Genomic DNA, 20,895 nt, shown 5'->3' with positions numbered 1-20,895 from the left:
GCATGACCTCGAAGATCCCTCTCGATCTTCGAAGGAGCATACGCGAAATCAAAGTGCCGCGGCGTCTCTGGCGCGTCCGAAGGCGCGCACGGTGCCATGGGTCGTCTCGCCGTCGGTTCCTGCTCCAACCAGGCGCATTGTCATCGAAAGATATGTCGACGTCACTTCAGCGATCGATAGCCGCTCGCCGGGGCGAAACCAGACGATGACGCCGGTCATCATCTGGATCAGCGCCATGGCCGTCAGCCCGGTGTCGTCGATGTTGAAGACGCCTGCCTCGGCGCCGTCGCGCAGGATCGCGCGCAGCTCCTTTTCGTAGGCTGTGCGCATCCGCAGGATCTGTGTCAGCCTGTCGGGCGACAGGCTGCGCAATTCCATGTTCGACACATGCGTGGCGTGCCGACGCTCGATATGAAAAGCAATGTGGTTTTCGACATAGGCTGAGAGCCGCTGCACGGGATCCGCGCTGGCAGGGCGGGCGGTTTCCCAGGCGTCAGTCAGACCTTCCATGTGTTCGCGCATAAGCGTGAACAGAAGCTCTTCCTTGGTCGGAAAATAGCGATAGAGCGCGGCTGCCTGGACACCGACTTCGGCGGCGAGCTGACGCATCGACATCGCCTCGTAGCCAAAACGCGCGATCAGATTGACGGCCGCCTCGCGGGCGGCTGCTTCGGTCTTTTCGCCATCGGATCCGGTCGTGCGCGCCATGTCAGCCCCTTCACGGGACGATAATAAAACGAACGTTCAATTAATTCAAGTCATCCAAACCAATCCATCGTCATGCAACAATCCTGAAGCCAACAAAAGTGTTTCCGGGTGCCAACTCCTCGACGTCGACCCTGGAAACCGAAGCCTCGGACGGCCCTTTCCAGAGGCGCCCGATCATTGTCGAGACCGCTTCGTCGAGGCCTGCAATCTGGGTCGTCACCGACCCGTCCGCTTCATTGCGGACCCATCCCGCAAGGCCAAGGCTGGTGGCCTCGCCCCGAGCCCAGATCCTGAAGCCGACGCCTTGCACATTGCCGTAGACGCTCGCCCGCACTTCCCTGCGATGACCAGCCATGAATCTCTCCTAGCCCGTCTCCTTGGAATCTGGCGCATGGCGCAGGGAATGCAACCTGAGAACTGCATGCGCGACGCAATAGCTGGGCTTCTGGTTTTGAAATTTAGTTGACTCAGTCCACTAATTTTTGGAAATTGGACCAGCGTCGGGAGTTGGATGCAGATGTTGGACGAAAGAAACGCATTGGTGGCGCAGATCCGCCACTTCAACCGATTCTACACCCGCACCGTCGGCCTTCTCGACGAAACCCTGACGCAGAGCGCGTTCACCTTGACCGAGGCGCGCGTGCTGTTCGAACTGGGCCACCACAGCAACCCTGCTTCGGTCGAAATCTCCGGCGAACGCGGTTTCCTGGCCGGGGCTTTTCGGCTGGAGGGCGGCCCGGCCGCCTCCGAAATCGCCAGACAATTGCGTGTCGATGCCGCCTATCTGACGCGAATCCTGCGCAAGTTTGCCGGCGAGGGGCTGACCGAGGCTCGAACGGATCCGGCCGATCGGCGCCGAAGGGTTTTATCACTGACGCCCAGGGGCGAGGCCGCTCTTGCGAGGCTTCAGGCGGCGGCTGATCGGGACACGGCGCGGCTGATCGAAAGCGTCCCCGACGACAGGCTGCACGAGCTGGGCAGCGCCTTGCGCAAGGCTGGGGAATTGCTGGGTGATCCTGCCAGCGAGAATGACGCGGTGACGCTGCGGCCGCACCGCGTCGGCGACGTCGGCTGGGTCGTGCAGCGGCAGGCCCAGCTCTACGCCGATGAATATGGCTGGAATATCGAGTTCGAAGCCATGCTCGCCGAGATCGGTGCCGATTTCATCCGCAATTTCGTGCCCGGCCGCGATTTCTGTTGGATCGCCGAACGCGGCAGCGAGCCGGTTGGCGCGGTGTTCCTGGTGCACCTGGACGACAAGGTGGCAAAGCTGAGGATGCTGCATGTCGAGGCGGCGGCGCGCGGCCTGGGCATTGGCAAGCGCCTGGTCGCGGAGTGCGTGAGCCAGGCCCACGCCTGCGGCTACATAAGGCTGGTTCTGTGGACCAACGACATCCTCGTCGCGGCGCGCGCGATCTACGAGCGTGCCGGCTTCAGGCTGGTCTCGGAGGAGCACCACCGCAGTTTCGGCAAGGAATTGACCGGCCAGACCTGGGAGCTGGATTTGTAGGTCCGGCCCCAGAGCATCGTCCCGAAAAGTGGGTACCGATGATCTCGGACAAACGGAAACCGTTTGTCCGACATCATGCTCAACGAAAAAATAGAGCCCCATCCCGATTCCATCGGAATGGAACAGGCTCTAATTCCCCCGGGCCGCCGCCAGCGCGCCGGGCAGTTCCTCGGCGAAAATGTCCAGCTCATGATCGAGGCCGACGCTGACGCGGATGCAACGATCGAGCACTGGCACCATCGGCTTGCGGATGAAGATGTCGCGTGACAGCAGGCCCTGCAGCACTCTCAGCGCGAAGGCGCCATCGCGGCCGCAGTCGATGGTGACGAAGTTGGTTGCCGAGGCCAGCGGCTTCAGCCCGTTCGCATCGGCAACGCTGGCGATGCGTCGGCGGCCGGCGGCGACTCTGGCCACCACGCTTTGCAGATAATCCTGATCGGCAAGCGCCTCGACGCCGGCGATCTGCGCCATGCGGCTGACGCCGTAATGGTTGCGGATCTTCTCGAAATCGCGGATCACCTGCGCCTCGGCCACCGCATAGCCGCAGCGTATGCCGGCCAGCCCGTAAGCCTTCGAGAAGGTGCGCATGCGGATGACGTTTGGCCTGGAGATATCGATCGGCGGCAGCGCCGAGGCCGGTCCAAGTTCGCCATAGGCCTCGTCGAGCACCAGCATCGTGGTTTCCGGCAGCGCCTCGATGAAGCGGATGAGCTCGCTTGCCTCCCACCAACTGCCCATCGGGTTGTCCGGGTTGGACAGATAGACCAGCGGCACCTTCTCCTTGCGCACGGCAGTGAGCACGCCGTCCAGGCTTTCCCTGTCGTTCTCATAAGGAACCGCGACCAGGCGCCCGCCGACACCGGCAATATGGAAGTTGAAGGTCGGATAGGCGCCGAGTGACGTGACCACGGCATCGCCGGGCGCCACATACATGCGCGCCACCAGGCCGAGCAACCCATCTATGCCTTCGCCGACCACGACGTTTTCGACCTTCACGCCGTGGTGCGCGGCGGCCGCCACCTTCAGGTCGTGATTGTCGGGATCGCAATACATCCACATGTCGCGGGCAATTCCGGCCATGCGCTCGATGACGCGCGGCGAAGGGCCAAAGCTGCTCTCATTGGCCCCGATGCGCGCACGAAAAGCGCGGCCGCGCTCGCGCTCCTGCGCTTCGGGGCCAACAAACGGCACGGTCGAGGGAAGCGCTGCGACAAGCGGCGTGAGGGGAGGGCGTTGGTGCATGGCGGAAGCTCATTTGAAAAGGGCCTTCTTGCTAGCCTGCCCGCATGGTCGGTGCAAGTTACCGCGGCCTGCAACCGTAATGCTGGATTCCTGCGTCTCTTTTTGCTAGCGAGGCGCAATGAACAATCGTCTCCCGCCAGCCTGGTCCAAGCACCTGAAGGTCCAAACCGGGCCGAAACCCAAATTCCCGCAGCCAAATCTGCCGAAGGTGAATTCGCTTTCGCGAGCACAGGCAGACGACGCGCTGCTGCAGCAGGCATATCAGTTTCAGCAGGCCAAACGGCTTGATGAAGCTCAGGACCTATGTCTCCAGGTTCTGGCGCGCACGCCCAACCATCCACTCGCCCTGTATATTTTGGGGACCGTGTGCCTAGGCTACGACGATGAGGCGGCCTTGCGATATTTCGCGCGAGCGCTGGGCGAGGAGCCAAAAAATCCCTACTACCACCTTGGCCTCGCCTCGGCCTATGTGAAGGTCAGTGAATATTCACCAGCAATCGAGCATATGCAGTATGCCTTGGAGTTGCAGCCGGACCTCGTAGAAGCGCTTTGTGCATTGGGGAGTGCTTATATCGAGTTTGATAAACCCGAGATGGCTTTGCCGCTCTATGAAAAGGCGCTGAAGATCAATCGCGATCATCCCAAGGTGCGGACAGGGCTGGCCAGCGCGCTCAGCAGCCTGGGGCGCATGGACGAGGCCGCCGTCTATCTCAAGGAAGCAATCGAACGTCGCATCGCGGTGCCGACTGCCTACAACGACCTTGTACAGACGCAAAAGTTCACCGAAGAGCCAAAGGAACTCCAATCCATCCTTCGTGAACTCGGCAGTCCCAAGCTTGATCCGGACGGCTTGGAGAAGCTCCATCTGGCGGCCGGCAAGGTGCTGAACGACCTGAAGCGCTACAAGGATGCGTTCGGCCATTTCAAAAAGGCCAAACAGGCCTCGGGCCGCAACTTCGACATCGACCAATACCGTCGCTGGATAGACTCGCTGATTGAGACCTTCACGCCGGAGATGCTGGCTGGCAGGGTGGGTTACGGAAATCCTTCGGAAGTTCCTGTGTTCGTGGTCGGTATGCCTCGCTCGGGAACAACGCTCACCGAACAGATTTGCGCCAGTCATCCCGATGTGCATGGCGCAGGGGAACTGAGCAAACTTAGACGAGTCGCGAATGCGATCGAACTCAAAAAGTCATCGGCCGGACGTTTGAACCAGGCTATGGCGTCGATCACAAAAGGCCTGTCCAGGACGTTGGCCGAAGAGCACCTGACCTATCTGAGGGAGCGGGCACCTTCCGCGCTTCGGATCGTGGACAAGATGCCTCATAATTTTGAACTGATCGGTCTTATCGCCGTTCTCTTTCCCAACGCGCGCATCATTCATTGCCGCCGTGACGCCATCGACAATTGCGTCTCTTGCTTTGTCTTGAAATTCGGCGAGGGCCACAGTTACAACACCGACCTGAAGGCACTCGGCCTGTACTATCGCGAATATGACCGCCTGATGCAGCATTGGAACGAGATTTTTCCGGGCCGGATCTTCGAAAATCAGTACGAAACGCTTGTCGAGGATCAGGAGGCACAGTCCCGTCGCCTCATAGACTATCTCGGGCTACCCTGGGACGACGCCTGCCTGCGCTTTTTCGACAGGGATGGTTCGGTCAACACGCCAAGCCGCTGGCAGGTTCGTCAACCGATCTACAAATCGTCCGTCAAGCGCTGGAAAAACTACGAAGGCGAGATCCAGCCTCTGATCGATGCATTGGGCGACCTGGCGGACAAATAATTCCATTCTCCAATTTGCTGACGCGGTTTGCGGGCGCTAGAGCAATTCCGGAAGAATGTGAAGCGGTCTTTCCATCCGGAATTGCGTCAAGAAAAAGAGATAGAGTGGCTCTGCGTTTTCATGAAACGATGAGCCGCTCAAGGCTGTATCAAAGTCAAGACAGAGGACTGCAGCTTGCAGCACCGCATGGTCGAGGCGAGTTGCAGCGAGGCGGATCCGTGATGCGCTGGATTCCTTCGGCTCTTTTTGCTAGCCAGATACGATGAACAATCGACTGCCTCCCGCCTGGTCCAAACATCTGAAAACGTCCTCTGGACCGAAAATCCCGCAGCCGAAAATTGTCCAGTCGAAAGCGAAGCCGCTGTCGCGCGCGCAGGCCGATGACGCGCTGCTCAGGCAGGCACTCGAACTTCAGCAAGCGAATCGGTTGCCGGAGGCGGAGGCGCTGTGTCAGCGTGTATTGGCCCATACTCCTCGACATTCCCTTGCTTTGTACTTGCTGGGAACCTTCGCGCTCGATTTGGATGACGAGAAGGCGATTCGCCATTTTTTGCAGGCGGTGAGGGAAGCACCTCAAAATCCGCACTATCAGCTGACGTTGGCCAAAACCTATTTGAAAGTCGGTGAACATTCGGATGCAATCAGACATTTTGAGCTTGCTTGCGATCTGAAGGCGGACTGGGTCGAAGCGCTGTGCGCCCTTGGCCGCGCCTACACCGAATTCGGCAAGGCCGATCTCGCGGTGCCGCTTTATGAGAAGGCGCTCAAAATCAATGGCAGCCATCCTCTTGTCCGAATGGGGCTGGCCAATGCCCTTGTAAGCCTCGGCCGCATGGATGAGGCGACAACGTATTTGAATGAGGCGATCAGCCATCGCCTGGGTAACGCAGCAGCCTACAACGGCCTTGTTAGCATACGAAAATTCGCCGAAGAGCCGGCGGAACTGAAATCCATTCTGACCGAGTTGAAAAATCCCACACTCGATAGGAAAAGCATACAGCAACTCCATCATGCGGCGGGGAAGGTCCTCAATGATGTCAGGCGCTATGACGAAGCGATGGATCACTTCCAGCAGGCAAAAAAGCTTTCAACATATCGCTTCGACATAGAGTCCTACCGCCGCAGCGTCGATTTCATGATTGAATTGTTCAGCCCGGAGATGTTGGCTTCCAAGGCGGGGCATGGAAGCTCGTCGCAAGTGCCTGTCTTCGTGCTTGGCATGCCGCGTTCGGGTACCACTTTGACCGAGCAAATTCTTGCAAGTCACCCCGATGTCCATGGAGCTGGCGAGCTGACAAAGCTTCGGCGGATCACAAACAGGCTCGCGCCCAAAACGCACTCACCGGAGGAACTCCGAAGGTCGATCCTGGAAATGACGGTCGATCAGTCGAAATCGCTGGCCGAAGAATATCTCACCCATGTCAGGCAAAGATCCCCGGATGCCAGGCGGATCGTCGACAAGCTGCCCCACAATTTTGAGCTTATTGGCCTCATAAGGGTGCTGTTTCCCAACGCGCGTATCATTCATTGCCGCCGCGATGCTGTTGACAACTGCCTCTCGTGTTATTTTCTGAACTTCAATGAGGATAACGTTTATAACGCCGATCTCCATACACTCGGATTGTATTATCGCGAGTACGACCGGCTTATGCGTCATTGGGACAGGGTTTTTCCCGGGCAAATCCTGCGGAACCGCTATGAGGACATGGTCGCCGACCAGGAAGGGCAATCGCGCCGGTTGGTAGACCATTTGGGTCTGTCTTGGGACGACGCCTGCTTGCGATTCTTTGACAAGGGCGGTTCGGTGAACACATTCAGCCGCTGGCAGGTTCGACAACCGATCTACACCTCGTCCGTCAATCGCTGGAAGAGCTATGGCAGCGCAATCCAGCCGCTGGTCGATGCCTTGGGTGATTTGGCTGGGAACTGACCCAGGCACGCTTGCGGTGGACGCCGGCAAGATTGCGTTGAGTGCCCCGGCCGCTTTGACAAATTCCTGGCTCTCGGTGCTGCAGCCGGGGAGCGGCTCGTCGCGGCAACAAACCTGGGTTCTGTCGGCGGTTTTGCAATTTTGCGAAACTACGCGGCAGCGCGGCTGTTCATCCCGGCACCAAGGTCTCAGCCTCGCATCAGGAGACGCATTTCCCCGGGCAACTCAATAAAAAACCCGGCGGTTGCCCGCCGGGTTTCGATTTCGACAAGTCGAACCTTGTTAGAACGAGCGCTGGAAGCGGAGGAGACCGCCAACGTTGTCCTTCTTGGTCGCGGCAACCCACACCGAGTTGTTGTCGATTGCGCCTTGACCGACGCGCTGCCAGTCGACTTCGGCCGTGACCGTGAAGCCGGGAACGATGTCATAGGCGACGTTCGCGGCGACGCCGATGTCCTTCCAGTCATCATACGACGCCTGGAGGTTGAACGAGGTCTTCGGGTTGAACTTGTAGGTGCCACCGCCCCACACCGCCCAGTTGCCGCCCCACTGCTTGTAGAAGCCGCGGCCGCGCGCATCGATGTTGTTGTTCGGGTCGTTGAGGTTGTCATCCGAGCCGTAGCCGGCCATGGCAAAGAACGACAGGTCGCTGGTGGCGTTGAGGTCCAGGCGGACCTTGCCGGCGACTTCTTCGTAGTTGCTGTCATAAGCGACGACACCGGAGATGCCACCCCAGCCCTGCGTGTACTTCACGCCGCCGACGACATGCGGAACATAGCTATCGATGGTGCCAACCTCACCGGAGCCTTCTTCCAGAGAGGCCACCGCCGAGAAACCGTTGCCGGCGTCGAAGTAGTACTGGATGACGTTGGACTGGAAACCGCCGTACGGGACGATCGTGTCGTTGATGACGTTGCCGGCGTAGCCGATGAACGTATTGAAGGCCGATTCGTCGGCACCGACGCGCAGGCCACCAAGCTGGATATAGGCGAATTCCAAGGCATAGGATTTGTTACCCGCCTGCCAGCCGCTGCCGTTGCGGTTGGGATTCGTCGTACCATCGGGCCCGGAATTATCGCCAAAGTCGCCGTAGTTGTTGCCGAAGTTGAAGCGAAGCTCGGTGTAGGTTTTCAAGGTGCCGAGCTCGGTTTCCTGGCCGGTCCAGGTCTTCAGCGTGAAGCGGGTCTGCTTCCAGTAGCTCGAGTGGTCGTCGCCGGCATTCATGTGGTCGGGGACGTGATTGACGCCATCGAACGAGCCGGCATCGCCCACGCCGATGTCCTCACGGATAAAACCGCCGATGCGCAGGCAGGTTTCGGTGCCGGGGATGTAGAAGTAGCCGGCGCCGTAGACGTCGCAGATCTTGACGTATTCAGCGGGTTCCGGCTCGGCGACGACGACGGCGTCGGCGGCGCGCGCACCGGAAACTGCGATCAGGGCCGCAGCGGAGCCGAGGAGAAGGCTCTTAATGTTCATTTTCTGACCTCCAGTCAGAATCGAACAAAACAGCGGTGTTCTCAGTGCATTTTAGCGCCGAATCGCGCGACGCCGCCAGCTAGATATCCGGCTATCTATCTGTTTTTATGGGGTAATTGTTGGAAGTCTGCCTTCGAAGCCGGCAAAAGTGGCGGAGAGGATGGGATTCGAACCCACGAGAAGCTTTTGACCTCTACTCCCTTAGCAGGGGAGCGCCTTCGACCACTCGGCCACCTCTCCGTTGCGCCGCTGGATAAAGAAAAGCGCCGGCACAATCAACAAGCCCGCATCATTATATGGAAAAATAACAACGCACCGAGCTGCGGCTTTTCCCCGATATGGCGGTTCTGCGGCAGTTTCCTGGCGGGCGACTCGGGGCCTTGCCATGATTCCGTCGGCCGATCGCCGGATTCGCCGGCAAACAAGGGGTTGCAAAGGGCCCGAAGGTTAACGAGAGCTTTCTGAGTGAGGCCAAATCGTGTCATTTGTGCAACAACGCCAGGGGATAGCAGCCGAACAGCCCTTTCGCCGGTACGATCGTGGTTGAACGCCGCCGGCTCATGGGTAATGTCGATTTCGAAGGAGCGGCGCGGTGCGCATCTTTTTCGGTAGTGGGGATGGGGCAGGGAACGCTGTCCTTCAGCAAAGAATACCCAGACCCGTTTTTTAACTTTTGACTGGAGGTCAGAAAATGAACATTAAGAGCCTTCTCCTCGGCTCCGCTGCGGCTCTGCTCGCAGTTTCCGGTGCGCGCGCCGCCGACGCCGTCGTCGTCGCCGAGCCGGAACCCGCTGAATACGTCAAGATCTGCGACGTCTACGGCGCTGGCTACTTCTACATCCCCGGCACCGAAACCTGCCTGCGCATCGGCGGCTATATCCGTTATGACATCAGCGGCGGCGACATCGGCTCGTTCGATGGCGCGAGAAGCGCAGATCATATGGACTTCGACAGCAACGACACCTGGCGCAAGCGGGCCCGCTTCACGCTGAAGACCTGGACCGGCCAGGAAACCGAACTCGGCACCTTGAAGACCTTCACCGAGACGCGCTTCAATTTCAGCAACCACGGCGCTGATACGAGCCCCTACCTCAACGAAGCCGGCAATGAAGCTGTTTCGCTGAACTTCGCCTGGATCCAGCTCGGTGGTCTCCGCGTCGGTAAGGACGAATCGGCTTACGATACGTTCATCGGTTATGCCGGCAACGTCATCCAGGATACGCTCGTTCCTTACGGCGGCTTCGACACCAACGTCATCCAGTACTACTTCGATGCTGGCAACGGCTTCTCCGCCGTCGTCTCGCTCGAAGAAGGCTATGGAAAATACACGATCGACAGCTACGTTCCGCACGTCGTCGGCGGCGTGAAGTGGACGCAGGGCTGGGGCGCTGTCACCGGCGTCATCGCTTATGACAGCAACTACGAAGAAGTCTCGGGCAAGGTTCGCTTGGACGTGAACGCGTCTGACGCTATCTCGCTGTTCATCATGGCCGGCTACGGCACCGATGACAACCTCACCGACGCGAGCTTGAATTTCCCGGCTGGCGGTCGCGGCATGTACAAGCCGTGGGGCGGCAACTGGGCAGTGTGGGGCGGTGCTACCTACAAGGTCAACGAGAAGACCTCGCTCAACGCTCAGGTGTCGTATGACGAGGACAAGAACCTCGGCGTCGCGGCGAACATCGCCTACGACATCGTTCCGGGCCTCACGGTCACGGCCGAAGTCGACTACGTCAATGAAGGCGACTCGAACTGGACGGGTATCCCGGCTGGCAACGACGACGCCATCGGCGGTATCCTGCGCTTCCAGCGCTCGTTCTAAGGGCTGGTTCCTTAGAGGTGAAATCCAGCCCGGGCGCACAAACGCCCGGGCTGTTTTTGTTTCGTGACTGGGTCAAGGCAAACAGAAGGAACAGGGGGAATCGGTAGCTGAATAGGTCCGTGGGACGATTTCGTGGGATCCGTTGATGGGCGGGTGAAATCACAACCGCGTGATTAAAATCTCTTGAAAGGACGCCTCCAAGCGGATAGGGCTGATCTATCCCACTCGGGGGTGTGGCAAATGATGACGACCGAAGCGATTCAAGAGGGTGAGCCCTCCGATCAATTTTCGATGTTTTCTTCTCAGAATTCCAAGATACGATATAGTTACAACAAGATCAGAGAAGTAAAGTCGTACCGGGTCGGAGAGCTTTTTTTAGCGTACCGGGACATACTATGGGATGATGGGCGGCATAAATACAATGTCAGCTCTTTCATCGGCGAGATAGATGAGCTTCTCCTTGGGGAGCGATTCAGCGCCTTCGACCAGAGTACCCTGGATAACCTTATTGGTACCTTGCGCCAGCGCGGCAACAGCAACGCAACCATCAATCGAAAGATGGCTGCCCTCAGCAAACTGCTGCGCAAGGCTCATAAGATGGGAGATATCCACAGCCTGCCCGAGTTCCGCCGCCAGAAGGAGCGGGCGGGGCGGATTCGTTTCCTGGAGAGGGACGAAGAGGCACGGCTGTTTGCTGCCATAAGGAGCCGTAGCGAGGATGCCTACAGGCTTTCAGTCTTCCTGGTCGATAGCGGATGCCGTCTCGGTGAGGCGCTTGGGCTGATCTGGAACGACATCCAGGAGCACCGCGTCAGTTTCTGGATAACCAAATCCGGCCGCAGCCGCACCATTCCGATGACCGAGCGGGTCAAGGAGGTCATCAAGCTGCCAGCCACTGAAGGCCGCCGGCCCAAAGGCCCCTTCACCAAGCTCAGCCAGGCACAATACCGCGCCATCTGGAACGATGCGAAGGCCGAAGTTGGCCTTGGCGCCGACGATCAGGTGGTGCCGCACATATTGCGCCACACCTGCGCTTCGCGTCTCGTCCAGGGCGGCATCGACATCCGCCGTGTGCAGATGTGGCTCGGCCACCAGACTCTGTCGATGACCATGCGTTATGCGCATCTGGCTACCAATGATCTCGACGGCTGTGTGGTTGTCCTGGAAACGCCTCGCAGCGATCAACCGGCAAGCGGCGGCGAAGCCTCCGTGTTTTCGTCGCCCGTGACCGCGCCTTCATCCCCGACGGCGGTACGGAAACAGAGGGACGAAGCAGCTGCGGCCTCGCCGAAAGCGCCTCGGAAAAGTTCAAAAGCCAAGTAGGCCGGAAGGCTAGCTTATACTGTTGCGACAACCCCAAGACCTTGTGTGGTCTTGGGGTTTACTTTTGGCTGTACTGTCGCTCGGCTCGATCAAAAAAAGCCGCGATGTCGTGGGGCAGGCTTCCGGTCTCGAGGAATGGCGCATGGCCCTGGCCCTCGACTGTGATCGTCTCCATCATGGAATGATGCTCGCGCATCTGCTGCAACGTGTCTGTGGACAGCAATCGCGAATTGGCGCCGCGTATGGCGAGCAACGGGATCGCGCCCAAAGCGTCGAATTGCGGCCATAGCGACGGCAAGGGCTGCGTCAGGTCGAGACCTGCAACGGTGTCGACCAGCTTCGGATCGAAATCCGGCATCAGGCCTTGATCCGTCTCGCGGTTGAGCGCCCGTACCATCCGTGCCCAATCCGCGTCGGTGAGTGCGGAAAAATCCTGGCCGTGAACGCCGCGCTGGGCATCCATTGCGTCGGTGAAGGTCTTGGGCTTCGGCGCGCGTTCGAGATAGGATTGAATGTGGGCAAGGCCGGCTGGCTCGAGCACCGGCCCGATGTCGTTGAAAACAATGGCTTTCAGCATAGCCGGTTGCATCATGCCGAGCACATGGATGATCAGCCCGCCACGTGATGTGCCGATGAAGGCGGCCGCCTCTATTTCCAATGCCGCAAGCCCGGCGAGAATGTCGCCGGCTTCGACGCCGACATTGTAGTGACCGATGTCGGGATCGTAGGCCGACTGTCCGCGCCCGCGATAGTCGAAGGCAACCACTTTGCGCGGAGCCGCAACTCGGGCCGAAAGATAGAGCGCCAGCTCATGAAAATCCCGGGCGTTGCGGGTCAGGCCGGGCAAGCAGACGACTGGCCAGTGTCCGGAATTCGCTTCTCCATAGACGCGCGCGTGAAGTTTTAGCCCATCCGGCGCGCTGTAGAAAAAGTCGGAAAAACCTTCAGTAGTCGACATCTGGATTCTGTCCCTTCCCGTCGCCGGATTGTTTCTCGACAGCTACAGCTGAGGGAAGGTGGGGTCAAATTGGGCTGCGTTGGTGAGGAGGCAAATCTCGAGCAAAGGGCGAAATTGGCAGCTTCGGCGAAGTCGCCTCTCGAGCGGTCTGCTTCGGTCAGCTACGCCCGTTCACAAGATCGCCGACGATGTCGTATTTGCCGGAAATACGCATCTTGTAGACCTCGTAATTCTCCATCACGCGCTGCACGTAACTTCTTGTTTCCGTGTAGGGAATCCGCTCGATCCAGTCGACGACGGCGTCGATGTCCTTGCCGCGCGGATCACCGTATTTCGCGACCCACTGGCTGGCACGGTTGGGACCGGCATTGTAGCCGGCGAAGGTCAGCACATAGGAGCCGTTGAAGCGATCGAGCTGCTCGCCAAGGAAGGCCGAGCCCAGCGTCGCGTTGTAACCGGCGTCGGTGGTCAGTCGTGTCTGCGAGAATTGCAATCCGGCCTTCTTCGCCAATTGCTTGGCGGTGCCCGGCATCAGCTGCAGCAACCCGCGCGCGCCTGCGCTGGACACGGCGCCGATGTTGAATTCGCTTTCCTGGCGGGCGATCGCATAGGCCAGCGCCTTGCCCGAACCGGAAACATTGGCCGAATCAGGAATGACGCCGAGCGGATGCGACAGCGCGCCGACATCGATCCCGCGCGCCCCGGCGATCTTGCCGACTTTCAGCGCCATGAAATGGTTGCCTTGCTTTTCTGCAAGAACGGCGAGCAGCGCCAGTTCGCCAGGGCTGGTCAACTGCCCGGCAAGGTCGCGATAGAGCGTTTCGGCATAGCGGTCGTAGCCGGCCTCCTGCAGCCGCTTGATGGCGCTGACGGCCTCGCGGCTGGCAAAATTCTGCCGGTCGGCGGCGTCAGGCTGCGGGTAGGCGATGTTGAGCGCCTGCCGGCCGACGCGTTCGGCGGCAAGCTGGCCGTAAAATGTCGTGCCGTAGGCGGCAGCGCGCGCAAAATAGTCCTTGGCATTGCCCGGGCCACCGACTTCCGCAGCACGGCCGAGCCAGTAATAGGCGCGCGACAGGGTCATCGGTCCCTGGGCAAGGTCGGCGATGCGCGCGAAATGCGTTGCCGCGGTTTTTGGGTCGTTCAGACCACGCAGCGCATACCAGCCGGCATGGAACTCGGCCTCCGCCGCATTGGTGGCACTTTCGGCGGCATGCGTGGCGACGATCCGGTATGCCGTCTTCATGTCGCCCTGGTCGACCAGTTCGCGCGACAAGACCCGGCGCTCGACCCACCAGGCATCCGGATCGACCAAAGCTTCGCGATCGGTTGGTGCCTGCATCACGACAGCCGCGGCGTCGGCAAAATTCTCTTGCTTGCGCAGATATTCGGCCTGCGCGAAGAAGTAGCCGGCCGACCGTTGCGCCGGCGGCACCGCCTTCAGCAGTTTGGGTGCATTCTTGTCGCCGCGGTCTGCCGCCGCCCAGGCATCTGCAAGCTGCTGGGCGCCGGCGAGACCGGCGACGCGCTGTGCGGAATTCGCCCGGTCGGCATAGAACATGCGCTCCATGCGGAAACGGTGGTCGGCAGCCGGAATCAGGCTGCCGAATTCCTTGATCAGCGCTGTCTCGTCCCTGGCCTCCAGGATCGCGGTGCGCCAGAATGGCGACAGCACTGAACGCGCCGCCTTGGCATTGCCCGACGCCACATAGGCGCGGGCGAGAACCATCACGCCTTCGAATGTCTGCGGCTGGCTGCCGTCGAACGCCCGAATGACGATGTCCGGGGCAGGGTTCTCGCGGTAGAGCGCGCGCTCGCTGTTTTTGCGCAGGGCGACGGTGCCCGGCCAGTTGGGCAGCATCTTCGCGGCAGCGGCAATATCGCCGCTCGGAACCTTGTCGCCGCCGTAAAGCGCGATCGCCCAGGCAAGGATATGCTGGTCGAGCGAGTGGCCGGGAAGGGCATCACGCACGGCACGGGTGCCGGGAATGTCGCCGGCCGCCAGCGCATCCAGCCCGCTCTTCATCAGCGCGACGCTGGGCGAGGCATCCTGTTGCGTCCTGTCCTGCAGGCCTGGCATCGGGAGGGCCGAGGCGACCTGCACTTCGACGCTGCCGCCGATCGCCATGCCCGGCAAAGGCGCGAGTGTGGCGCAAAGCAGCGCGAAGAGTTGAGGCCGACTGGCCGGCATGGTCTTATGTCTTTCGTCGTCCGGGTATTCTACCAGCAGGCGCGGAGGCCTCGAAGCCTAAACTTAGGTCGTGAAGAGCTCGTAAACAAAGAGTTATCGAGGTCGTTCGAATTGCGCTTGCTGGCACCATGGCAATGCTTGCCGCGCAACAATGTCGAGACTATGGTGCGCCGCTTCGCTTTCGGCTAGAAGGCGCGCACAACAAAACCAGAAGTGCCAAGGAGTTGGACGACATGCTGAGAGGCTCGCTTACTGCGCTCGTGACACCGTTCGAAAAGAGCGGGCGTTTCGACGAGAAAGCCTTTCGCGCGTTCGTCGAGTGGCAGATCGGCGAGGGCACGACGGGCCTGGTCCCGGTCGGCACCACCGGCGAGTCGCCGACGCTGTCGCATGACGAGCACCGCCATGTCGTCAAGGTGTGCATCGAGGTGGCCAGGGGCCGGACTCCGGTCGTTGCCGGCGCAGGCTCCAACAACACCGAGGAAGCGGTCGGGCTGGTGCAATATGCCGAGAAGGCCGGCGCGGACGCCGCACTCGTCGTCACCCCCTATTACAACAGGCCGACGCAGCGCGGCCTCTACGCGCATTTCGCCGCTGTCGCCAAGGCGACCAGCCTGCCGATCATCATCTACAACATCCCGCCGCGCTCGGTCATCGACATGAGCCCGGAGACGATGGGCCAGCTGGTGCACGACTTCAAGAACATCATCGGCGTCAAGGATGCCACCGGCAAGGTCGAGCGGGTTTCCGAGCAGCGCGCCACCTGCGGCAAGGATTTCATCCAGCTTTCGGGCGAGGACGCTTCGGCACTCGGCTTCAACGCGCATGGCGGCGTCGGCTGCATTTCGGTAACGTCGAATGTCGCGCCGCGGCTCTGCGCCGAATTCCAGGAAGCCACGCTTTCCGGCGACAGCGCCAAGGCGCTGGACTTGCAGGATCGCCTGCTGCCGCTGCACAAGGCAATCTTCCTCGAGCCCGGCGTTTCCGGCGCAAAATATGCGCTGTCGAAGCTGGGCAAGGTCGAGAACGTGTTGCGTTCACCGCTAATGACGGTCGAACAGTCGACCGCCGACAAGATCGATGCGGCGATGAAGCACGCCGGCTTGATAAACTAGGGATGAGGCGCCACCTCTCCACATCATGAATCAAGTCAGAAAAGCCGATCCCAACAACAAGACCGTTGCGGAGAACCGCAAGGCGCGGTTTTCCTATGAGGTGCTCGATACGGTCGAGACCGGCCTGGTGCTGACCGGCACAGAGGTCAAGTCGCTGCGCCAGGGCCAGGCCAACATCCAGGACAGCTATGCCTCGGTCGAAGGCGGCGAGATCTGGCTGATCAATTCCTATCTGCCGGAGTACCTGCAGGCCAACCGCTTCAACCACGAGCCGCGCCGGCGCCGCAAGCTCCTGCTCAACAAGCGCGAGATGGCCAAGCTGGCGCAGAGCGTCGACCGCGAAGGCATGACGCTGGTGCCGCTGAAAATCTATTTCAACGATCAGGGCCGCGCCAAGCTGCTGCTCGCCGTCGGCCGCGGCAAGAAGCTGCACGACAAGCGCGAATCCGAGAAACAGCGCGACTGGTCGCGCGAGAAGGGCAGGCTGCTGAAGGAGCGCGGGTAGGCTGGGGGCCATTGGTTTGATGAACCGGATTGTCCTTTTGGGATTGGCCAGCCTGGTTTTGGTGAGCCTCGTCGCCGCAGGCGGCTATCTCTATTTCAGGGCATTCTCGCCGGACCGTAGCAAATATCCGGTCAGGGGCATCGACGTGTCCCACCATCAAGGCCAGATAGACTGGCGCCGCGTGGCCGCCGACGATGTCGCCTTCGCCGTCATCAAGGCGACCGAAGGCGGCGATCATGTCGATGACGCCTTCTCCACCAATCTGCGTGAGGCCCGCGCCGCCGGGCTTGCCGTCGGCGCCTATCATTTCTTCACCTTCTGTCGGCCTGGCGCCGACCAGGCCAAGAATTTCATCTCGGTGGTGCCGCACGATCAGCCCTTGCTGCCGCCGGTTGTCGACATCGAGTTCGGCGGCAATTGTCCACAGCGGCCAACGCCCGAGCAACTGAGCGCCGAGCTCGCCGCGTTCCTCGCTCCGGTCGAGGCCGCATTCGGCAAGCCGGCGATTGTTTACCTGACCGATGAGGCTGAGCAGGCCTATGCGGGGCGCATCGCTGCCCGGCCGCTCTGGCTTCGCTCTTTGCTGCTGCAGCCAGACCGCGACGACTGGGTCTACTGGCAGTACCATAACAAAGGACGCGTCGACGGCATCAACGGCGATGTCGATCTCAATGTGCTGCAGGGTGGACCGGCTGTGTTGGCCGCGCTGTCTGCAGCATCACCGGGACCGATCTCACCGGAAACTCCGCCATCGCGGTGATTCAGGGACATCGCCCGCCGCCGCTTCATGCCGCGGCCTGGGAAGCCTCCGGCGCGAGCGTCACATTCGCATCGCCCCAGATTTTCAGGGCGGTGATCACCGGTTCCAGGCTTCTGCCGCGCGGGGTCAGGCTGTATTCCACCTTCGGCGGCACTTCCGGATAGATCTTGCGGGCAATCAGCCCATCGGCTTCCAGTTCGCGGAGCTGGTTGGTCAGCATGCGCTGCGTGCAGTTCGGAATGCGCCGGCGTATCTCGTTGAAGCGCAGCGTGCCCTCGAACAGATGGTAGAGCACCACGCCTTTCCACTTTCCGTCAATGTAGCGGAGCGTTCCCTCGACGGTGCAACCGGGGCTGCAATCGAATCGCTCATGGCGAATGCGCGGCATGACGGTATCCTTTTCGACACTATGTGCGTTATATGTGCATTCTTGCGCTTGCGGCACATAATCCGCATCTCTGCTCCGAACAATGCTCAACAGCAATCGCGGAGATCGAAAAATGCGCGCCGTCGGCTATCAAATCCCAGCCCCCATCACCGATGAGGCCTCCCTGGTCGACATCGACTTGCCCAAGCCCGAGCCGAAAGGCGGTGAACTGCTGGTCGAGGTGAAGGCAATCTCGGTCAACCCGGTCGACACCAAGGTGCGGCAAAGCGCCAGGCCAGAAGCCGGAGCATGGCGTGTGCTGGGCTGGGACGCCGCCGGCCGGGTCGCCGCGGTCGGTCCGGACGCCACCCTGTTCAAGGCGGGTGATGATGTCTTTTATTCCGGCGCCCTGGCGCCGCAAGGCACCAATGCCGAGTTCCACCGTGTCGATGAACGCCTTGTGGGCCGCAAGCCCGGCTCGCTCGGCTACGCGCAGGCCGCGGCGCTGCCGTTGACCGCGGTCACCGCCTGGGAGGCTCTGTTCGACCGCCTCGATGTCAGCAAGCCTGTCGCGGGCGCGGCGAATGCCATCCTGATCATTGGTGGCGCCGGCGGCGTCGGTTCGATCGCGGTGCAGCTTGCGCGCCAACTGACCGATCTGACAGTGATCGCCACCGCATCGAGGCCCGAGACGCGCGACTGGGCACTTGGGCACGGCGCCCATCATGTCGTCGATCATTCCAGGCCGCTCGCCGCTGAAGTCGCAGCGCTCGGCATCGGCGCACCAGCCTTTGTGTTCTCGACAACCAACACCGACCGGCACCTGGCCGAGATCGCCGAATTGATCGCGCCGCAAGGCCGTTTCGGACTGATCGACGATCCCAAATCGCTCGACGTCAATCCGTTCAAGCGCAAGAGCATCTCCGTGCATTGGGAGTTCATGTTCACCCGCTCGATGTTCGAGACGCAGGACATGGCGGCGCAGGGAGAGCTCCTCAACGAATTGGCCCGGCTTGTCGACGCCGGGACCATCCGCACGACTCTGGGCGAGACCTTCGGTCCTATCAATGCCGCCAATCTGAGGCGCGCGCATGCGCTGATCGAGACCGGCAAGGCCAAGGGCAAGATCGTGCTGGAAGGGTTCTGAAGGGCCGCGCTATTTCTGCAGGAACGCCGCGATTTCGCTGAAGACGCTGACGAACATCGCCTCGGTCAGCACACCGGTGTTCGTGTTGTAGCGCGAGCAGTGATAGCTCGAAAACAGCGTGATGCCGCCGGCCGGCAGCTGCCCGCCGTGCTTGAACGGATAGGCTGCGATGCGCCCACCCAGCGCGCGCACGGTCGACTGGTGCGCGATCGATCCCAGCGCCAGCACGGCGCACAAATTGGGAAACTGGGCGATCGTCGGCACCAGGAACGTCCGGCAGGTGGCGATCTCGGCGCCCACCGGCTTGTTCTCCGGCGGCACGCAGCGTACTGCATTGGTGATTGCCGTGCCGACCAGCTCCAGCCCGTCATCGGGTCGCGCCTTGAACTCGCCGCGCGCAAAACCATGCGAAATCAGCGTCGAGTAGAGCAGGTCGCCGGCATAGTCGCCCGTGAAGGGCCGTCCGGTGCGGTTGGCACCGCGCAGGCCGGGCGCCAGCCCGACGATCAGAAGCCGGACGGCATCGTCGCCATCAGGTGGCAGGAAGGTCGGCACCGGCGCGTTGAACCAGGATGGCTCGCGTTGCCGCCATTCGGCGATGAAGTCATGCAGCCGCGGGCAGAGCGGGCAGTCGCGGCCGGGTTCGGAGCGGGAGAGGGCGGTCAAGGCGACCGGCCTCAGTAGTCATCCTCGTCGACTTCGGCCGGCTCGGGCCGACGCACCGGCCGCTCGGACGGATCGCGGCCGACCTCGTTCTTCAGCGTTGTCAGGTCGATGAAATGGTCGGCCTGGCGGCGCAGATCATCGGAGATCATTGGCGGCTGCGAGGCCATGGTCGAAACGATCGACACCTTGCGGCCGCGGCGCTGCAGCGCCTCGACCAGCGTGCGGAAATCGCCGTCGCCGGAAAAGATGACGTAGTGGTCGACGACATCGGCGAGTTCCAGCGCATCGACGGTAAGCTCGATGTCCATATTGCCCTTGATCTTGCGGCGGCCAGTCGAGTCGGTGAATTCCTTCGCCGGCTTGGTGACCACCTTGAAGCCGTTGTAGTCGAGCCAGTCGATCAACGGACGGATCGAGGAGTATTCCTGATCCTCGACCAGCGCGGTGTAGTAGTAAGCGCGCAGCAGATAGCCACGCTTCTGGAAGCTCGACAGAAGCTTGCGATAGTCGATGTCGAAGCCGAGCGCGCGCGAGGTGGCGTAAAGATTGGCGCCGTCGATGAATAGGGCGATTTTTTCACGAGGGTCGAACATGGAAAATAGTCCTTTCGAAATAAGCGGCCGTCTAAACGAAATGCGCTGGCGACTATCGGTCAGGCTCATAATAAACCGGCTGACCTTACCCTATCCGAAATAGCGCCAGTTTCGCGGCAATCCAAGGGCGGTTGCCGCACTGCAAGCAATTGTGATCGGGACGCCGAACCCATGGATGCAGCCTGATTTTGCCGAATCGGGTGTTTAAACGAAGGATTGGGCGCCCTGCGACCCGGCCATTGCCATGATGCTTGTATTTTGGCGGCGTTCGGGTTAAGGACCGCGCCTGTTTTCCATCAAATCCATCGCATGAAAGGGGCAATCCATGGCCCGCGTAACCGTTGAAGATTGCATCGACAAGGTCGACAACCGCTTCGAGCTGGTGCTCCTTGCCGGCCACCGCGCCCGCCAGATCAGCCAGGGCGCGCCGATCACCGTGCCGCGTGACAACGACAAGAACCCGGTCGTGGCGCTGCGCGAGATCGCCGACGAGACACTGTCGCCCGACGACCTCAAGGAAGACCTGATCCACTCGCTGCAGAAGCATGTCGAGGTTGACGAGCCCGAAGCCGATGGCGAGGCGATTGCCGACCAGACCGGCGCCGCCGTCGCGGCCACCGACGCGGATGACGCCGAGGAGAACATCACCTTCGACCGGATGACCGAGGAAGATCTTCTCGCCGGCATCGAGGGCCTGGTGCCCCCGGAAAAGAGCGACGACTACTAAGCGAACCTCTGTTGCGGAGGTCGCTGGAATAATCGTCCAGCACTTCCGTATCGGCAGTTTCGTGGCTATCTA

Annotated in this window: 19 protein-coding genes and 1 tRNA gene; 10 read left to right on the top strand and 10 right to left on the bottom strand. The window is 60.8% G+C overall.

The annotated features are described in order from the left end of the window. Positions 1-48: 48 nt before the first annotated feature. Positions 49-708 carry a TetR/AcrR family transcriptional regulator gene (locus tag AC1RZR_RS27150; protein ID WP_481826547.1) on the bottom strand — a complete coding sequence of 220 codons (660 nt, stop codon included), beginning with the start codon at positions 706-708 and terminating at the stop codon, positions 49-51. 70 nt (positions 709-778) lie between these two features. Further along, the gene (locus AC1RZR_RS27145; RefSeq protein WP_481826546.1) at positions 779-1,063 is read right to left on the bottom strand and encodes an acylphosphatase; all 285 of its coding nucleotides are present in this window, start codon (positions 1,061-1,063) and stop codon (positions 779-781) included. A 162-nt stretch (positions 1,064-1,225) separates the two neighbouring features. On the opposite strand from AC1RZR_RS27145, the gene AC1RZR_RS27140 reads away from it, so the two are divergent. Next, positions 1,226-2,218, top strand: coding sequence for a bifunctional helix-turn-helix transcriptional regulator/GNAT family N-acetyltransferase (locus tag AC1RZR_RS27140; RefSeq protein WP_481826545.1), 993 nt, complete (start codon positions 1,226-1,228; stop codon positions 2,216-2,218). A 129-nt stretch (positions 2,219-2,347) separates the two neighbouring features. Here the strand turns inward: AC1RZR_RS27140 and AC1RZR_RS27135 are convergent, their stop codons facing one another. Continuing rightward, positions 2,348-3,460 (bottom strand): pyridoxal phosphate-dependent aminotransferase, encoded by a 1,113-nt coding sequence (locus tag AC1RZR_RS27135; RefSeq protein ID WP_481826544.1) that lies wholly within the window; start codon positions 3,458-3,460, stop codon positions 2,348-2,350. Positions 3,461-3,578: 118 nt separating this feature from the next. On the opposite strand from AC1RZR_RS27135, the gene AC1RZR_RS27130 reads away from it, so the two are divergent. Both AC1RZR_RS27130 and AC1RZR_RS27125 read left to right on the top strand, forming a co-directional pair. Beyond that, a complete protein-coding gene (locus AC1RZR_RS27130) occupies positions 3,579-5,246 on the top strand; it encodes a tetratricopeptide repeat-containing sulfotransferase family protein (RefSeq protein WP_477276091.1) in 1,668 nt (555 codons plus the stop codon). A 262-nt stretch (positions 5,247-5,508) separates the two neighbouring features. Then, on the top strand, positions 5,509-7,176 hold the full coding sequence (locus AC1RZR_RS27125) for a tetratricopeptide repeat-containing sulfotransferase family protein (protein ID WP_481826543.1): 1,668 nt from the start codon (positions 5,509-5,511) through the stop codon (positions 7,174-7,176). Positions 7,177-7,458: 282 nt separating this feature from the next. On the opposite strand, the gene AC1RZR_RS27120 is transcribed toward AC1RZR_RS27125, so the two are convergent. Continuing rightward, the gene (locus AC1RZR_RS27120) at positions 7,459-8,652 is read right to left on the bottom strand and encodes a porin (RefSeq protein ID WP_477276095.1); all 1,194 of its coding nucleotides are present in this window, start codon (positions 8,650-8,652) and stop codon (positions 7,459-7,461) included. A gap of 149 nt (positions 8,653-8,801) precedes the next feature. Then, positions 8,802-8,892, bottom strand: a tRNA-Ser gene (locus AC1RZR_RS27115). Positions 8,893-9,343: 451 nt separating this feature from the next. Between AC1RZR_RS27115 and AC1RZR_RS27110 the strand changes: the two genes are divergently transcribed. Continuing rightward, on the top strand, positions 9,344-10,474 hold the full coding sequence (locus AC1RZR_RS27110) for a porin (protein WP_477276097.1): 1,131 nt from the start codon (positions 9,344-9,346) through the stop codon (positions 10,472-10,474). A 240-nt stretch (positions 10,475-10,714) separates the two neighbouring features. Next, positions 10,715-11,797 (top strand): tyrosine-type recombinase/integrase, encoded by a 1,083-nt coding sequence (locus AC1RZR_RS27105; protein ID WP_481826542.1) that lies wholly within the window; start codon positions 10,715-10,717, stop codon positions 11,795-11,797. 58 nt (positions 11,798-11,855) lie between these two features. On the opposite strand, the gene AC1RZR_RS27100 is transcribed toward AC1RZR_RS27105, so the two are convergent. Together AC1RZR_RS27100 and AC1RZR_RS27095 are read right to left on the bottom strand one after the other, a co-directional pair. After that, positions 11,856-12,755: an alpha/beta fold hydrolase gene (locus AC1RZR_RS27100; protein ID WP_481826541.1), complete on the bottom strand. Its 900-nt coding sequence runs from the start codon at positions 12,753-12,755 to the stop codon at positions 11,856-11,858. Between the two features lie 157 nt (positions 12,756-12,912). After that, positions 12,913-14,943, bottom strand: a complete 2,031-nt coding sequence (locus AC1RZR_RS27095) for a lytic transglycosylase domain-containing protein (RefSeq protein ID WP_481826540.1) — start codon at positions 14,941-14,943, stop codon at positions 12,913-12,915. Between the two features lie 233 nt (positions 14,944-15,176). On the opposite strand from AC1RZR_RS27095, the gene dapA reads away from it, so the two are divergent. Genes dapA through AC1RZR_RS27080 form a run of 3 tightly spaced genes read left to right on the top strand, consistent with a single transcriptional unit; the run spans position 15,177 to position 17,323 of the window. Next, positions 15,177-16,058 carry a 4-hydroxy-tetrahydrodipicolinate synthase gene (gene dapA, locus AC1RZR_RS27090; protein WP_481826539.1) on the top strand — a complete coding sequence of 294 codons (882 nt, stop codon included), beginning with the start codon at positions 15,177-15,179 and terminating at the stop codon, positions 16,056-16,058. 25 nt (positions 16,059-16,083) lie between these two features. Then, on the top strand, positions 16,084-16,563 hold the full coding sequence (gene smpB, locus AC1RZR_RS27085) for an SsrA-binding protein SmpB (RefSeq protein ID WP_477276107.1): 480 nt from the start codon (positions 16,084-16,086) through the stop codon (positions 16,561-16,563). Positions 16,564-16,579: 16 nt separating this feature from the next. Then, on the top strand, positions 16,580-17,323 hold the full coding sequence (locus AC1RZR_RS27080) for a glycoside hydrolase family 25 protein (RefSeq protein WP_477276109.1): 744 nt from the start codon (positions 16,580-16,582) through the stop codon (positions 17,321-17,323). Between the two features lie 25 nt (positions 17,324-17,348). Here the strand turns inward: AC1RZR_RS27080 and AC1RZR_RS27075 are convergent, their stop codons facing one another. Further along, positions 17,349-17,711, bottom strand: coding sequence for a winged helix-turn-helix transcriptional regulator (locus AC1RZR_RS27075; RefSeq protein ID WP_477276111.1), 363 nt, complete (start codon positions 17,709-17,711; stop codon positions 17,349-17,351). 112 nt (positions 17,712-17,823) lie between these two features. Between AC1RZR_RS27075 and AC1RZR_RS27070 the strand changes: the two genes are divergently transcribed. Next, the gene (locus AC1RZR_RS27070) at positions 17,824-18,837 is read left to right on the top strand and encodes a zinc-binding alcohol dehydrogenase family protein (protein ID WP_481826538.1); all 1,014 of its coding nucleotides are present in this window, start codon (positions 17,824-17,826) and stop codon (positions 18,835-18,837) included. Positions 18,838-18,846: 9 nt separating this feature from the next. Here the strand turns inward: AC1RZR_RS27070 and AC1RZR_RS27065 are convergent, their stop codons facing one another. Together AC1RZR_RS27065 and AC1RZR_RS27060 are read right to left on the bottom strand one after the other, a co-directional pair. Then, a complete protein-coding gene (locus AC1RZR_RS27065; protein ID WP_477276114.1) occupies positions 18,847-19,503 on the bottom strand; it encodes a uracil-DNA glycosylase in 657 nt (218 codons plus the stop codon). Positions 19,504-19,514: 11 nt separating this feature from the next. Beyond that, entirely contained in the window at positions 19,515-20,096 is a 582-nt protein-coding gene (locus AC1RZR_RS27060; protein ID WP_010915096.1) for a LabA-like NYN domain-containing protein, read from the bottom strand. 325 nt (positions 20,097-20,421) lie between these two features. Here AC1RZR_RS27060 and rpoZ point away from each other — a divergent pair, with 325 nt between their 5' ends. After that, entirely contained in the window at positions 20,422-20,823 is a 402-nt protein-coding gene (rpoZ, locus tag AC1RZR_RS27055) for a DNA-directed RNA polymerase subunit omega (RefSeq protein WP_095086596.1), read from the top strand. Positions 20,824-20,895 lie beyond the last annotated feature (72 nt).

The organism is Mesorhizobium bavaricum (assembly GCF_056781655.1).
Note: the sequence above shows the minus strand (reverse complement) of the source record. Positions and strands in the feature narration are given on the sequence as shown.